This window comes from Pseudonocardia oceani, from assembly GCF_019263585.2.
Lineage (GTDB): Bacteria > Actinomycetota > Actinomycetes > Mycobacteriales > Pseudonocardiaceae > Pseudonocardia > Pseudonocardia oceani.
On sequence record NZ_JADQDF010000001.1, the window covers coordinates 2,312,341 to 2,325,991 of the forward strand.

At 73.2% G+C, this 13,651-nt stretch carries 14 protein-coding genes; 3 read left to right on the forward strand and 11 right to left on the reverse strand.

All coding sequences use genetic code 11. The features are described 5' to 3' along the window. The first annotated feature begins 94 nt into the window (after positions 1–94). Together groL and I4I82_RS11500 are read left to right on the forward strand one after the other, a co-directional pair. Positions 95–1,732 carry a chaperonin GroEL gene (gene groL / locus I4I82_RS11495; protein ID WP_218594217.1) on the forward strand — a complete coding sequence of 546 codons (1,638 nt, stop codon included), beginning with the start codon at positions 95–97 and terminating at the stop codon, positions 1,730–1,732. Positions 1,733–1,919: 187 nt separating this feature from the next. Then, positions 1,920–2,123 (forward strand): hypothetical protein, encoded by a 204-nt coding sequence (locus I4I82_RS11500; RefSeq protein WP_218594218.1) that lies wholly within the window; start codon positions 1,920–1,922, stop codon positions 2,121–2,123. A gap of 16 nt (positions 2,124–2,139) precedes the next feature. On the opposite strand, the gene I4I82_RS11505 is transcribed toward I4I82_RS11500, so the two are convergent. Next, positions 2,140–3,075, reverse strand: coding sequence for a helix-turn-helix transcriptional regulator (locus I4I82_RS11505; RefSeq protein ID WP_218594219.1), 936 nt, complete (start codon positions 3,073–3,075; stop codon positions 2,140–2,142). 62 nt (positions 3,076–3,137) lie between these two features. Between I4I82_RS11505 and I4I82_RS11510 the strand changes: the two genes are divergently transcribed. Then, entirely contained in the window at positions 3,138–3,713 is a 576-nt protein-coding gene (locus I4I82_RS11510; RefSeq protein WP_218594220.1) for a TIGR03086 family metal-binding protein, read from the forward strand. A gap of 96 nt (positions 3,714–3,809) precedes the next feature. Here I4I82_RS11510 and I4I82_RS11515 read toward each other — a convergent pair whose 3' ends face one another. The 10 genes from I4I82_RS11515 to I4I82_RS11560 all read right to left on the reverse strand — a co-directional run bounded on the left by I4I82_RS11515 (position 3,810) and on the right by I4I82_RS11560 (position 13,283). After that, positions 3,810–4,046 (reverse strand): PspC domain-containing protein, encoded by a 237-nt coding sequence (locus I4I82_RS11515; protein ID WP_218595692.1) that lies wholly within the window; start codon positions 4,044–4,046, stop codon positions 3,810–3,812. A 137-nt stretch (positions 4,047–4,183) separates the two neighbouring features. Next, on the reverse strand, positions 4,184–5,458 hold the full coding sequence (locus tag I4I82_RS11520) for an ABC transporter substrate-binding protein (RefSeq protein ID WP_218594759.1): 1,275 nt from the start codon (positions 5,456–5,458) through the stop codon (positions 4,184–4,186). After that, on the reverse strand, positions 5,458–6,663 hold the full coding sequence (locus I4I82_RS11525) for a branched-chain amino acid ABC transporter permease (protein WP_226369996.1): 1,206 nt from the start codon (positions 6,661–6,663) through the stop codon (positions 5,458–5,460). The genes I4I82_RS11520 and I4I82_RS11525 overlap by 1 nt, the downstream gene beginning before the upstream one ends. Then, positions 6,656–7,534 (reverse strand): branched-chain amino acid ABC transporter permease, encoded by an 879-nt coding sequence (locus I4I82_RS11530; protein WP_218595693.1) that lies wholly within the window; start codon positions 7,532–7,534, stop codon positions 6,656–6,658. The genes I4I82_RS11525 and I4I82_RS11530 overlap by 8 nt, the downstream gene beginning before the upstream one ends. Beyond that, positions 7,534–8,322 (reverse strand): ABC transporter ATP-binding protein, encoded by a 789-nt coding sequence (locus tag I4I82_RS11535; protein WP_218592495.1) that lies wholly within the window; start codon positions 8,320–8,322, stop codon positions 7,534–7,536. The genes I4I82_RS11530 and I4I82_RS11535 overlap by 1 nt, the downstream gene beginning before the upstream one ends. Next, positions 8,319–9,128, reverse strand: a complete 810-nt coding sequence (locus tag I4I82_RS11540) for an ABC transporter ATP-binding protein (RefSeq protein ID WP_218592496.1) — start codon at positions 9,126–9,128, stop codon at positions 8,319–8,321. Before I4I82_RS11540 ends, I4I82_RS11535 begins: the two co-directional genes overlap by 4 nt. Before the next feature lie 181 nt (positions 9,129–9,309). Beyond that, positions 9,310–9,933: a response regulator gene (locus tag I4I82_RS11545; RefSeq protein WP_218592497.1), complete on the reverse strand. Its 624-nt coding sequence runs from the start codon at positions 9,931–9,933 to the stop codon at positions 9,310–9,312. A gap of 70 nt (positions 9,934–10,003) precedes the next feature. Beyond that, on the reverse strand, positions 10,004–11,176 hold the full coding sequence (locus tag I4I82_RS11550; RefSeq protein ID WP_218592498.1) for a GAF domain-containing sensor histidine kinase: 1,173 nt from the start codon (positions 11,174–11,176) through the stop codon (positions 10,004–10,006). A 72-nt stretch (positions 11,177–11,248) separates the two neighbouring features. After that, the gene (locus I4I82_RS11555; protein WP_218592499.1) at positions 11,249–11,476 is read right to left on the reverse strand and encodes a hypothetical protein; all 228 of its coding nucleotides are present in this window, start codon (positions 11,474–11,476) and stop codon (positions 11,249–11,251) included. Positions 11,477–11,621: 145 nt separating this feature from the next. Continuing rightward, positions 11,622–13,283 carry a DNA repair helicase XPB gene (locus I4I82_RS11560; RefSeq protein ID WP_218592500.1) on the reverse strand — a complete coding sequence of 554 codons (1,662 nt, stop codon included), beginning with the start codon at positions 13,281–13,283 and terminating at the stop codon, positions 11,622–11,624. Positions 13,284–13,651 lie beyond the last annotated feature (368 nt).

Here is a 13,651-nt window from a genome sequence, read left to right on the forward strand (position 1 = left end):
TGAGATCGGCGCAGGGTTGCCGGTCGTCCGTCGCGGGCGCCACCCGACACACGAGACTTTCCCGGTCATCCCATATTCGGAGGACTACACACCCATGGCGAAGATGATCGCTTTCGACGAGGAGGCGCGCCGCGGGCTCGAGCGCGGCATGAACACCCTCGCCGACGCCGTCAAGGTGACGCTCGGCCCGCGTGGTCGCAACGTCGTCCTGGAGAAGAAGTGGGGCGCGCCCACCATCACCAACGATGGTGTGTCGATCGCCAAGGAGATCGAGCTCGAGGACCCCTGGGAGAAGATCGGGGCCGAGCTCGTCAAGGAAGTTGCGAAGAAGACCGACGACATCGCGGGTGACGGCACCACCACCGCCACCGTGCTGGCGCAGGCGCTCGTCCGCGAGGGTCTCCGCAACGTCGCTGCGGGCGCCAACCCGATGGCCCTCAAGCGCGGCATCGAGAAGGCCGTCGAGGCCGTCTCGCAGCAACTGCTGAAGACCGCCAAGGAGGTCGAGACCAAGGAGCAGATCGCCGCCACGGCGTCGATCTCCGCGGCCGACTCCACGATCGGCGAGCTCATCGCCGAGGCGATGGACAAGGTCGGCAAGGAAGGCGTCATCACGGTCGAGGAGAGCCAGACCTTCGGTCTGGAGCTCGAGCTCACCGAGGGCATGCGGTTCGACAAGGGCTACATCTCGCCCTACTTCGTCACCGACGCCGAGCGCATGGAGGCCGAGCTGGAGGACCCCTACATCCTCCTGGTCTCCTCCAAGATCTCGACCGTGAAGGACCTGCTCCCGCTGCTGGAGAAGGTCATGCAGGGCGGCAAGCCGCTCGCGATCATCGCCGAGGACGTCGAGGGCGAGGCCCTGGCCACGCTCGTCGTCAACAAGATCCGCGGCACCTTCAAGTCCGTCGCCGTCAAGGCGCCGGGCTTCGGCGACCGCCGCGAGGCCATGCTGGCCGACATCGCCATCCTCACCGGTGGCGAGGTCATCTCGGAGAAGGTCGGCCTCAAGCTGGAGAACGCCGACCTGTCGCTCCTGGGCACCGCCCGCAAGGTCGTCGTGTCCAAGGACGAGACCACCATCGTCGACGGGGCCGGCGACGCCGACCAGATCGCCGGCCGGGTCTCGCAGATCCGCAACGAGATCGACAAGACCGACTCGGACTACGACCGCGAGAAGCTGCAGGAGCGCCTGGCCAAGCTGGCCGGCGGTGTTGCGGTCATCAAGGCCGGAGCCGCGACCGAGGTCGAGCTCAAGGAGCGCAAGCACCGCATCGAGGACGCCGTTCGCAACGCGAAGGCGGCCGTCGAGGAGGGCATCGTCGCCGGTGGCGGCGTGGCGCTCATCCAGGCCGGTGCGGGCCTGTTCGAGGGCCTCGGTCTCGACGGTGACGAGGCCACCGGCGCCAACATCGTCAAGGTCGCGCTGGAGGCTCCGCTCAAGCAGATCGCCATCAACGCCGGCCTCGAGGGCGGCGTCGTCGCGGAGAAGGTCCGCGGCCTGCAGGCCGGTCACGGCCTCAACGCCGCGACCGGTGAGTACGTCGACCTGATCGAGGCCGGGATCATCGACCCCGCCAAGGTCACCCGATCGGCGCTGCAGAACGCGGCCTCGATCGCGGCCCTGTTCCTCACCACCGAGGCGGTCATCGCCGACAAGCCGGAGAAGAACGCCGCACCGGGTGGCGACCCCACCGGTGGCATGGGCGGCATGGGCGGCATGGACTTCTGAGTCCCGCCCACCGGTAGCACCGCACGTCCCGCAGGGGCGGCATCCCGCAGTCACGTCCGTGACCGGGGTGCCGCCCCTGCGGCGTTCTCGCACCGAGCACGGCCGGACGCCGCCCACCCCTGGGCCGAACGGCCGCAATCACCGCCGGACGGAGCACGCGGCGCCGCCCTCTGCCACTGTCGGGGGCGTGGAGGGACTCTGGTTCGTGCTGGCCGCCGTCTGCGTCGTCGCGGGCGTCGCCCTGCTCGTGCTCGACCGCAGGCGCCGCCGCGCCCCCGCCGCGCCCGCCGCCACCGCGACGGAGCGGGCGGGCCAGCAGCCCCGCGAACGACCGGCCGAGCCGTCAGCCGGCGAGCCCGGCGACCTGTTCCGCGAGCACCCGCCGCGCTGAGGCCGGCCCGACGCGCTCAGGCCCCGACGTAGAGCGCCGCCGTCGCCGCCGCCCGCTCGGCCAGCGCCGCCCGCAGCTCGGGCGGATCGAGCGCCTCCGCGTCGGCACCCATCGCCCAGACCGTCACGAGCGCGTGCCCGATGTCGCCGAAGCGCAGGTCGAGCTCCAGCCGGTCGCCCACCACGCGCTCGGCGTCGAGCGTGGCCGCCGTGCGCAGCAGGCCGTCGCGGCGGTCGGGCCGCACGCGCACCCGCACCGCGTACCGGGGCAGGGACGCCCGGAACGCCGAGCGCCTGCGCTTCCACAGCTCCTCCAGATCGACGTCGCCGACGGGCGCCGCAGCCTCGTCGAGCACCTCGGCCTGTTCCATCCGCGACAGCCGGTAGATGCGCTCCGCGCCGTCGTGTGTGGCGAGCAGGTACCACTGCCCGCCGGCGTCGACGAGCCCCACCGGGTCGACCGTCCGCGACCGCGCCTCCTGCCCGGATGCCGCGTACCGGATGCGCAGCCGCCGCGAGGCGAACACCGACTCCTGCACCGTGCGCAGCACCGGCGGCGCGGGCGAGCCGGTGCGCAGCATCCGGTCGGGGGTGAGCAGCACCCGGCCCGCCGCGCGGGTCGCGGTGTCGCGCTGGGCATCGGGGAGCGCCGCGACGACCTTGCGCATCGCCGACGCCAACGCCGGTGACGGCGCCCGCGACCCGGCCACGAGCAGCGCCCGCGCCTCGTCGTGCGTCAGGCCGGTGAGGTCGGTCGAGTAGCCCGGCAGCAGCGCGAACCCGCCGCTGCGGCCGCGCTCGGCGTACACGGGCACCCCCGCGGCGGACAGGGCCTCGACATCGCGCAGCACCGTGCGCGTCGAACACTCCAGCTCGCGGGCCAGCGCCGCCGCCGACATCCGGCCGCGGTGGCGCAGCAGCAGGAGCAGGGACAGGAGGCGGTCGGCGCGCACGACCCGAAGACTGCCACGTATACACGACAGGAGATGTCGTGATTCACGGACAGACTCCTCCCATGACGACGACCACCACGGACCCCCGCCCCCACTACGCCTCCGCGATCGACTGGGTGTGCACCCTGCTCCCCGGCGCGACCGACCTCGACGCCCCCACGCCCTGCGCCGGGTTCGACGTCCGGGCGCTGCTCGGGCACCTGCTCACCACCGTCGAGCGCGCCCACGTCGTCGGCGAGGGCGGCGACGTGCACTCCGTGCCGCTCGTGATCACCGGCGTGGCCGACGAGGTGTGGGCCGACACCTACCGCGCCGCGGCCGACAAGGCACTCGCGGTGTGGACCGACGACGCCCTGCTCGACAGCGACGTCGTCGTGCCGTGGGGCACCGTCCCGGGCCGCGGCGCCCTCTGGGGCTACCTCAACGAGACCCTGGTGCACGGCTGGGACCTCGCCGTCGCCACCGGGCAGGACCCGGAGGCCGACCCGGACCTGGCCGCCGTCGCGCTCGGCGCGGCGCAGGGGTTCCTGCCCGCCGACCTCCGCGGGGGCCCTGTCCCGTTCGCCGCGGTCGTCGAGCCGCGCGAGGGCGCCGGCCCGACCGAGCGGCTCGCGAACTGGTCCGGCCGCACGCCCTGAGGCGCGCCGGCCGGCCACGCGCCGGCGCCGACGCCGAGCAGCGCCACGAGATCCGCCACGCCGAGGGGCACTGACGCGAGGTCACCGGGCCCGCGCTCAGAGCGCGGCGTCCTCCTCGGGCACCAGGATCCAGGCGGCGGCGTAGGCGATCGCGCCCGCGCCCGCCCCGAACACGGTGAGCAGGACGAGGCCCAGGCGCACCAGCGCCGGGTCGATGCCCAGCGCGCGGGCGGTACCGCCGCAGACGCCGGCGACCATGCGGTCGTCGCGGCTGCGGGTCAGGCGGACGGTCGGGCGGGTGGCGGGGGTGAGGGGGCCGGTGCTCTGTTCCATGACCACGAGCCTGCCGTCCCGGCGGGACCGGGACCTCGGGGACGACCCCGGCCCCGACCCCGGACTCCGGCCCCGGGAAGGCCGCAGGGCCCCGGGGTCGAGACCCGGGGCCCTGCGGTGCGAACGGGTGGAGCGGATCAGCCCTGCTGGAACGGCGCCGTGTAGGACTCCGCCTCCGGCGAGGTGAACAGCGGAGCGACCTCGGTCAGACCACCCTCGGCGGCCGCGTCGACCTGCGCGATGTAGACACCGCGCGTGGGGGGCGCTCCCGGCGAGCTGTAGTCGAGCACGTCGACCAGGCCCTCGGTGTCGACCTCGGTCAGGGTGCCCAGCGCGGTCTTGACACCGGCCCTGGTCAGGTCACCGGCCTCGCAGGCCGCCTCGAGCACGTTCTGCCACACGAGTCCCTCGGTGTAGCCCGTGGTGATGCCGGCGTTGCGCGGGAGGTCCGGGTACGCCTCCTTGTACGCGGTCGTCACCTCGACGGCCTTCGGGTTCGGCGAGGAGAACGGCGCGTTGGACGCCGAGACGTAGAGGTTGCCCAGGGCACCCGCGGCCGGCGTCTCGAGCAGCGCCGGGTCGAAGGTCGGGTTGTTGCCCAGCACCGGGACGTTGAGCCCGAGCGCCTGGTTGGCGGCCAGCGCCGACGCGGTCTGGCCGGGCGTCGTGGTCAGCACGATGAGCTTGACGCCCGCGCCGCGCATGCCGGTGACGATGCCGGTCAGGTCGTTGTCGGTCGAGGTCACCTTGGCCTCGTTGATCGTGATGCCGTGCTGCTCGGCGTAGTACTTCGAGCCCTTGAGCCCGTTGCCGCCGTACTCGCCGTCGATGTAGATGTGGCCGATGGTGTCGCCGTCGGCCAGCAGGCCCTGCTGCTGCAGGTAGGCGAGGCCGTTGACGATCTCCAGGTCGTAGGTGGTGCCGATCATCATGATGCCCGGGTTGTCGAGCACCTCGGAGCTCCACGACGCGGGCGCCGCGAGCATGTCGTCCTCGATGAGGTTCGGCTCCAGCGCCGCGAGCACCGGGGAGCCCAGCAGCTGCACCATGCCGAGCACGTTCGGCTCGAGCTGCGGGTACAGCGTCTTGGCGACGTCGGCCTTGTAGCCGTGGTCGACGGTCTCGATCGCGATCTGGCGGCCGCAGATGCCGCCGGCGGCGTTGATGTCGTCGGCCCACAGCTGGTTGCCGGCGTTCAGGCCCGCACCGAGGTTCTTGAACACGCCGGAGGTGTCGCCCATGATGCCGAGCGTGATCGTGGTGTCGGTGACGCCGAAGTCGGTGGTCACGCCACCCGCGCCCTCGGTGCCGCCGGACGTGTCGGCCGTGCTGCCGCACGCGGCGAGCACGAGCGTGCTGGTCAGGACGCCGGCGATCAGCGCCGACCGCCCGGCTCTCCGTGCTGCGATCATCATCGATCCTCTCGGGGGGTGGTCCGGTCACCGTCGGCGGTGGCCGGGACATCTGGGGAGCGGCGACGGCCGAGCAGCCGCCTGCCGATGGCGGCCATGCCGCCGGGTTCGAACAGCACGACGAGGACGATCGCCCCGCCGTAGACGAACGCGCTGACGACGACGGCGCTGAAGCCGCCGAACTGCGCGTCGGCGAACCAGCCGAACTGCTGGGAGCCGAGCAGGAAGAACTGCTGCAGCCCGAAGACCAGCGCCGCGCCGATCACCGCGCCCGGCACCGAGCCGAGCCCGCCGATGATGACGATCGCGAGGAACGCGATCGCGACCGTCAGCGAGTAGGTGCCGGTGAACTCGTTCTCGTCGGGCTTGACGAGGTCGAGCCACAGGGCCGTCATGACGCCGGCGAGGCCGGCGAACGCCGAGGAGATGACGAACGCCCCGGCCTTGACCCGGGTGACGTGCACCCCCATCGACGTGGCGGCGGCCTCGTTGTCGCGCACCGCGCGCCACGAGCGGCCGATCCGGCTGTTCACCGCGCCGCGGGCCAGGAAGTAGCTGCCCAGGGCGAACGCGAGGAACAGGTACCAGAGGCGCTGCTGCTTCTGGATGGCGACGCCCGCGATGGTGGGGGCGGGCTGGGAGTTGGCGAACTCGAAGCCGAACAGCTCGAACACCGGGGCGTTGCGCCCGCTGGACGTGCCGCCGGAGAACATGTCGAGCGACTGGCCGAGCCACAGCCCGAGGAACACCAGCGACAGCGACGCGACGCCGAGGTAGATGCCGCGCAGCCGCCCGGCCACCGGCGCGAACGCCAGGCCGAACAGCCCGCACAGCAGCACGGCCCCGATGACGCCGAGCAGCGGCGGCAGCCCGAGCCCGACGAGGTCCTCGGACTCCTCCGGGTCGCCCGACAGCACCGCGTAGCCGACGGCGCCGACCAGCAGGAAGAACGGGTGCGCCAGCGAGAGCTGCCCCGCCTGCCCGACGAGCAGCGTCAGCCCGATGCCGCCGACGACGCCGATGAGGATGTACTGCGCGAGCTTGAGGTAGGCCACCCCGGAGTTGCCGACGATCACCGGCAGCAGCAGGAGCGCGACGATCAGGACGGCCGTGGCCGCGATCTTGAGCCAGTTGCGGCCGGGGCGGGCCGCCGGGGCGGGCGGCGCCTGCGCCGGGGCGGCGGGCGGGGTCATCGTCTCAGACACGACTGAGCTCCTTCGTGCCGAAGAGTCCGGACGGTCTCAGCACCAGCACGACCAGCATCACGAGGAACACCGCGCTCTTGGAGAACTCGAACGAGATGTACTGCGCCGACAGCGCCTCGGTGAGCCCGACGACCAGCCCTCCGACGACGGCGCCCTCGGTGGAGTCGAGGCCGCCGAGGATCGCGGCGGGGAAGGCGATGAGCGCGATCGCGTGCGTGCCGCGCCCGAGCCCGGCCCCGGAGAAGTCCTGGGTGGCCATGAACAGCACCGCGACGCCGGCGAGCGCGCCCGCGACCAGCCACGCGGTGGCCGTGACGCGGGAGCTGTTGATGCCCATCAGCGCCGCGGCCTCGCGGTTCTCGGCCTGGGCGCGCATCGCGACGCCCCAGTTCGAGTAGCGGAAGGCGAGCAGGAACGCCGTGATCAGCACCGCGCCGACGACCAGCGCGATCGCCTGCGTGCGGAACACCGTGAGGCCGGCGATCTGCAGCGGCTGCGAGTCATAGGGGTCGCCGATGAACGGGATGTCGGCCCCGACCCGGCGGACGACCTCCTCGGTGATGATCACGTCGATGCCGATGGTCAGCAGCGCCAGGCTGTTGTGGTCGGCGCTGCGGGCGTTGCGCAGCAGCACCCGCTCGATCACCAGCGCCGACAGCGCGGCCGCCGCGATGCCGATGACGGCCGCCAGCGTCCAGCCGAGCGCGTCCTTGAGCTCGTAGACGAGGTAGCCACCGATCAGCACGAGCGAGCCGTGCGCGAAGTTCACCACCTCGGTGGCCTTGTAGATGATCACGAAGCCGAGCGCGAGGAGCGCGTAGACCGCACCCTTGCCCAGCCCGTTGACCAGCAGTTGCAGGAAGGTGCTCATCACTCGGCCTCCGTGCCCAGGTATGCGCCGATGACGTCGGGGTCGGCCTGCACCTCGGCGGGGAGCCCGTCGGCGATCCGCTTCCCGAAGTCCAGGACCGTGACGCGGTCGGCGATGCCCATGACCAGCCCCATGTCGTGCTCGACGAGCAGGACGGAGATGCCCAGCGCGTCGCGCAGGTCGCGGATGGTGACCGCCATCTCGGCGGTCTCGCTGGCGTTCAGGCCCGCCGCGGGCTCGTCGAGCAGCAGCAGGGTGGGTTCGACGGCGAGCGCGCGGGCGATGTCGGCCCGCTTGGCCACGCCGTAGGGCAGCGACGCGACGGGGGTGTCGAGCCGGTCGGCCACCCCGAGGAAGTCGCAGATCTCCTCGGCACGCGCGGTGTGGCGGCGCTCGGAGCGCCGGGCCAGCCCGAGCCCGCCGGAGAAGAAGCCGCCGCTGGTGAGGACGTGCCGCCCGAGCATCACGTTGTCGCGGACCGTGGAGCCCGGCGAGAGCGCGATGTTCTGGAACGAGCGGCCGACGCCCAGCGCGGCGAGCTTGTGCGGCGCGAGCGAGGTGAGCACGTCGTCGCCCAGGCGGACCCGGCCCTCGGTGGGCTTGTAGAGCCCGCTGATGACGTTGAAGCAGCTCGACTTGCCGGCGCCGTTCGGCCCGATCAGGGCGTGCACGGTGCCGGGCTCGACGGTGAAGCTGACGTGGTCGAGCGCCGTGATGCCGCCGAACCGCAGCGTCACGTCCTCGATGGCCAGCGGGCGGACGTCGGTGCGCAGCTCGGTACTGGTCATCCCGTCCACCTCGACAGCGTCCGCGAGCGACGGTGGGCCAGCGCCTCGGCCGCCTCGGTCTCGGCCTGCTCCTGCGACTCCGCGTGCCCGCCCAGGTAGAGGCGCTGCACGTCGTCGCTCGCGGCGAGCTCCGCGGCCGGGCCGGACAGGGCCACGCGGCCCACCTCCAGCACGACGGCGTGGTCGGCGACCTTGAGCGCCATCGTCGCGTTCTGCTCGACGAGCACGACGGCGGTGCCCTGGTCGTGGATCTCGCGGACGACCTTGGCGATCCGGCCGACCATCTGGGGCGCGAGCCCCAGCGACGGCTCGTCGAGCAGCAGCAGCTTCGGGTCCGACATCAGGGCCCGCCCGATGGCGAGCATCTGCTGCTCGCCGCCCGACAGGAGCCCGGCGCGCTGCCCGGCCCGCTCGCCGAGCACCGGGAACAGGCGCTGGATGCGCTCCCGCGCCGACGTCCTGGCCTGCGCCGAGCGCGCACCGAGGCCGCCCGCGCGCAGGTTCTCCTCCACGGTCATGCGGGCGAAGACCTGGCGGCCCTCGGGCACCGCGACGACGCCGGCGCGCACGATCAGCGCCGGGTCGAGCTTGTCGATGCGCTTGCCGTCGAACACGATCTCGCCCGCGGACACCGACCCGCGGTGCAGCGGCAGCGTGCCGGACACCGCGCGCAGCAGCGTCGACTTGCCCGCACCGTTGCCGCCGAGCACCGCGAGCACGCCGTCGGCCTGCACCTCCAGATCGACGTCGGACAGTGCCTGCACCGAGCGCCCGTAGCGGACGGACAGTCCGCGCGCGCTCAGCACGGTGGTTCTCGAAGCACGTTGTGGCCCCCTCGTTCGCCGTCCCCGGTCGGAGCGGCGGGCACATCGTGTGGGTCGTCACACCGGTCAGGCACCCCCACGTGGAGAGGGGCCTCGACAAAGATGACCGTCCGTTATCTCCGGAGAGTCACATTCCGCTGACGGGGGGACGCGTCGGCGCCGGTCAGAGGAGCCCGGCCTCGCTCGCCTTACCGATCGCCTCGACGCGGTTGCGCGCGCCGAGCTTGTGCAGGGCCGACTGCAGGTAGGTCTTGACGGTGTTGCGCGCCAGTCCGGTGGTCTCGGCGATCTCGGGGTTCGTGCGGCCCTGCGCGGCCAGGCGCAGCACCTCGTACTCGCGGCGGGTCAGGCCGCTGCGGGCCAGCGCGGCGCCGCGGCCCTCGGTCCCCGGCGACATGCGGGGGTCCGAGACGCGCTCCCCGCGCAGCACCCGGCGCAGCGCCGCGACGAGGTCGGTGGCGGCGGCGTCCTTGAGCAGCGCGCCGTGCGCGCCCGCGTCGAGGGCGGCCTGTACCCCGTGGTGGTCGCCGTGCGCGGTGAACACGACGACCTTGGCCAGCGGGCACGCCGCGCGCAGGCCGGCGACGACCTCGGGGGCGAGCATGTCGGGCAGCCGCAGGTCGAGCAGGACCAGGTCGGGACGCAGCCCCGGTGCCCGCTCCAGCGCCGTGCGCCCGCTCTCCGCCGCCCCGACCACCACCAGCGACGGCTCTGCCCGCAGCAGCAGGGCGACGCCGTCGCGGACCACCGGGTGGTCGTCGACCACCATCACGCGCGAGGGACTCATCGCACGGCCTCGCCGCGCTCGGCCGAGGCTTCGCCCCGGCGCGGTGCCGGTGGTTCGCTCGCACACTCGCTCACCGGTGCACCGGCAGCAGCACCCGCAGCGTCGTGCCGCCGTCCTCGTCGTGCACGAGGCTGACGCGCCCGCCCAGGCGCGCGGCGCGCTCGGCCAGCATCCGCAGACCCAGTCCGGCCCCGTCGCCGGGCTCGGCCGCGCCGCTCTCGGGCGCCCCGTCGTCGGCGACGGCCACCTGCACCCCGCCGTCGACCATCCCGAGGCTGACGACGACGGTCGCCGCCCCGGAGTGCTTCTCGGTGTTGAGCAGGCCCTCGCGCACCGCGCCGATCAGCAGCGCCGTGCGCTCCTCGTCGAGCGGGGCGACCTCGCCGAGCTGCACGAGCCGCGCGGGCACGCCGGTGCGGGCCTCGAAACTGCGGCAGTGCTCGGCGAGCTCGATCGGCAGCGCGCGCTCGGGGCTCGACTCCGACAGCGCCAGCAGCGACTCCCGCAGCGCCAGCGACGCCGCCGACACGTCCGACTCCAGCCGCCCCAGCCGCGTGCTGAGCAGCGGGTTGTCGGGCAGGGTCGTGCGCAGGTCGCGGACCTGGGCGCCGATGGAGAACAGCATCGCGCCGACGGAGTCGTGCAGCGACGCCTGCATCCGCTGGCGCTCGGCGGCGACGGCGGTGGTGCGCCCCGCCTCGGCGCGGTCGGCGAGGCGCAGCGCGCGGGCGGCATCGCGGGCGACGGCCTGCACGGCGCCGACGGCGTCGTCGCCGAACTCGCCGGCCCCGCGCAGCGCGGCGTAGGCGACGGCGACCGTGTCGACCCGGCCGTCGCGCTCGGTCAGCACCGGCACCGCGAGCATGGCCGACATCGCCTCGCGCCGGACCATGCCGTCGAACTGGTGGGTGATGCTCGACGCCGTCACGTAGTCGCTGACCCGCACCGGCTCCCCGAACGCGAGCACCCGCCCGCCGATGCCCTGCCCGATCGGCACGGCGAGGTCCTGCAGCGAGTCGGTGCGGTTGCCGGCGATCCAGCGGATCACCGCGCGGCTGGGGCCGTCGAGGTCGGCGACGAAGCCGGCGTCGGCACCCGCGGCGTCACGGATCAGGCGGGCCGTGCCCTGCAGGGCGAGCACGCGGTCGAGCACGGAGAGGAGGCCGTCGCGCTCGGCGAGGAGCGCGTTGAGCGCGTGCTCCTGCTCGCGGGCCCGCTCCGCGTCACGGTCGCTGGAGGGCATGGGCGGACGATCGCACACCGGACGGCACCGGCGACACACCCGGATGCCGACCTGCCGCGGGGCCGGGGACCATCACCAGCTGCCCCGCACCTCGCGGTCGCCGCCCGCGGGCCGCGGGTCCGCCAGCGGGCCGGGCTCGGACTCCGGCGCGCGGCGCGGCGACGGGATCGTCGCGACCGGTCGCTGCGGGGGACGGGGTACCTGGCGGTCCCGGAAGCGGATGACGCGGCAGATGGTGACCGCCGCGCCCACGGCCGCGGCGCACCACACCCCGAGCACCAGCGCGATCCATGTGATCACCGGAACGTTCACCCCTCGCCACATCCTGTGCACAGAGTGTGGCTCGCGGGACGGCCGTGCGCACGCCCGGGCACCCGGACGTGCGAACCCGTTCGTGCAGCCGCCACACCTCACAGCGACCGGAGGGCGGTACCGCCAGTGTGCGCTAGCCCACGTCCGGCAGCGCCGGGCCCAGCAGGTCGTCGGCGTCGACGATCCGGTAGGCGTAACCCTGCTCGGCGAGGAACCGTTGGCGGTGCGCGGCGTAGTCGGTGTCGAGGGTGTCGCGGGAGACCACCGAGTAGAAGTGGGCCTGACGCCCGTCGGCCTTGGGCCGGAGCAGCCGGCCCAGGCGCTGGGCCTCCTCCTGCCGGGAACCGAACGTGCCCGACACCTGGATCGCGACGCTGGCCTCGGGCAGGTCGATGGAGAAGTTCGCGACCTTGCTGACGACCAGCACCGGCAGCGAGCCCTCGCGGAACTGCTGGAAGAGCGACTCGCGCTCCTTGTTCCTCGTGGAGCCCTGGATGACCGGCGCGTCGAGGGCCTCCCCCAGCTCGTCGAGCTGATCGAGGTACGCGCCGATGACCAGCGTCGGCTCACCGGGGTGCTGAGCGATGATCGACTTCACCACCGCCAGCTTGGTGTGGGCCGTGGACGCCATCCGGTAGCGCTCCTCGGCCTCCGCGACGGCGTAGGACATGCGCTCGGCGTCGGTGAGCGTCACGCGGACCTCGACGCAGTCGGCCGGGGCGATCCAGCCCTGCTGCTCGATGTCGCGCCACGGCGCGTCGTAGCGCTTGGGCCCGATCAGGGAGAACACGTCGCCCTCGCGGCCGTCCTCGCGGACGAGCGTGGCGGTGAGGCCGAGCCGGCGGCGGGACTGCAGGTCGGCCGTCATCCGGAAGACCGGCGCGGGCAGCAGGTGCACCTCGTCGTAGATGACCAGGCCCCAGTCGCGGGAGTCGAACAGCTCGAGGTGGCGGTACTCGCCCTTCGTCTTGCGCGTGACGACCTGGTAGGTCGCGATCGTGACGGGCCGGATCTCCTTGCGCTCCCCGGAGTACTCGCCGATCTCCTCCTCGGTGAGCGAGGTGCGCGCGATCAGCTCGCGCTTCCACTGCCGCCCGGCGACGGTGTTGGTGACCAGGATCAGCGTCGTGGCCTGCGCCTGCGCCATCGCCGCCGCACCGACGAGCGTCTTGCCCGCCCCGCACGGCAGCACGACGACGCCGGACCCGCCCGCCCAGAAGCCCTCGACGGCCTGGCGCTGGTAGTCGCGCAGCGTCCAGCCGTCCTCGGCCAGGGAGATGGGGTGCGCCTCGCCGTCGACGTAGCCCGCGAGGTCCTCCGCGGGCCAGCCGATCTTGAGCAAGGCCTGCTTGAGGTGCCCGCGCTCGGACGGGTGGACGATGACCGTGTCGTCGTCGACGCGCGTCCCGAGCAGCGGGGTGATCTTCTTCTGCCGGAGGACCTCCTCCAGCACCGCCCGGTCGAGCGCGACGAGCACCAGCCCGTGGGCGGGGTGGTTGGTCAGCTGCAGGCGCCCGTAGCGGCCCATCGTGTCGACGACGTCGACGAGCAGCGGCTGCGGCACCGCGTAGCGGGAGTAGCGGACGAGCGCGTCGACGACCTGTTCCGCGTCGTGCCCGGCCGCGCGGGCGTTCCACAGCGCGAGCGGGGTGACCCGGTAGGTGTGCACGTGCTCGGGCGCACGCTCCAGCTCGGCGAACGGCGCGATCGCGACGCGAGCGGCCGCGGCGTCGGCGTGGTCGATCTCGAGCAGGAGCGTCTTGTCGGACTGGACGATGAGTGGTCCATCGGTCACGGTGGGTGCGCCTCCGGGCGAACGGGGATGTGATCGGCGTCTCGGTGAACGGCGCCCGCTGGTCGTCCGGCGGCCCCCGCGACGAGGGGGGCTGCGCCGGCCTTGGGCTATGCTCGATGCGCACCATCTGCGAGAACGCACGAGTCCCACGACGATCATACCCGGCCCGAGCGGCTGGCGCCCTTCCCCAGCGGGGCGTGTCGCCGCGACATCGGTCGCACGGAACGACGCGGACGCCGACCGAGCCGTCGGCCCCGCCCACGACAGAAGGCGCGCATGCCCGACCCGAAGCCAGAACCGCTGCTCCCCGGACCCGACAGGCGGCCACCCACCGCCGCTGGAGAGCGTTTCGGCTCCCTCGGTCTCGC

What these genes read in the sequence shown, in the direction of transcription:
- groL (WP_218594217.1), top strand. Translation starts at nt 95, where the DNA reads ATGGCGAAGATGATCGCTTTCGACGAGGAGGCGCGCCGCGGGCTCGAG.
- I4I82_RS11510 (WP_218594220.1), top strand. Translation starts at nt 3,138, where the DNA reads ATGACGACGACCACCACGGACCCCCGCCCCCACTACGCCTCCGCGATC.
- I4I82_RS11515 (WP_218595692.1), bottom strand. Translation starts at nt 4,046, where the DNA reads ATGGAACAGAGCACCGGCCCCCTCACCCCCGCCACCCGCCCGACCGTC.
- I4I82_RS11520 (WP_218594759.1), bottom strand. Translation starts at nt 5,458, where the DNA reads ATGATCGCAGCACGGAGAGCCGGGCGGTCGGCGCTGATCGCCGGCGTC.
- I4I82_RS11530 (WP_218595693.1), bottom strand. Translation starts at nt 7,534, where the DNA reads ATGAGCACCTTCCTGCAACTGCTGGTCAACGGGCTGGGCAAGGGTGCG.
- I4I82_RS11535 (WP_218592495.1), bottom strand. Translation starts at nt 8,322, where the DNA reads ATGACCAGTACCGAGCTGCGCACCGACGTCCGCCCGCTGGCCATCGAG.
- I4I82_RS11545 (WP_218592497.1), bottom strand. Translation starts at nt 9,933, where the DNA reads ATGAGTCCCTCGCGCGTGATGGTGGTCGACGACCACCCGGTGGTCCGC.
- I4I82_RS11550 (WP_218592498.1), bottom strand. Translation starts at nt 11,176, where the DNA reads ATGCCCTCCAGCGACCGTGACGCGGAGCGGGCCCGCGAGCAGGAGCAC.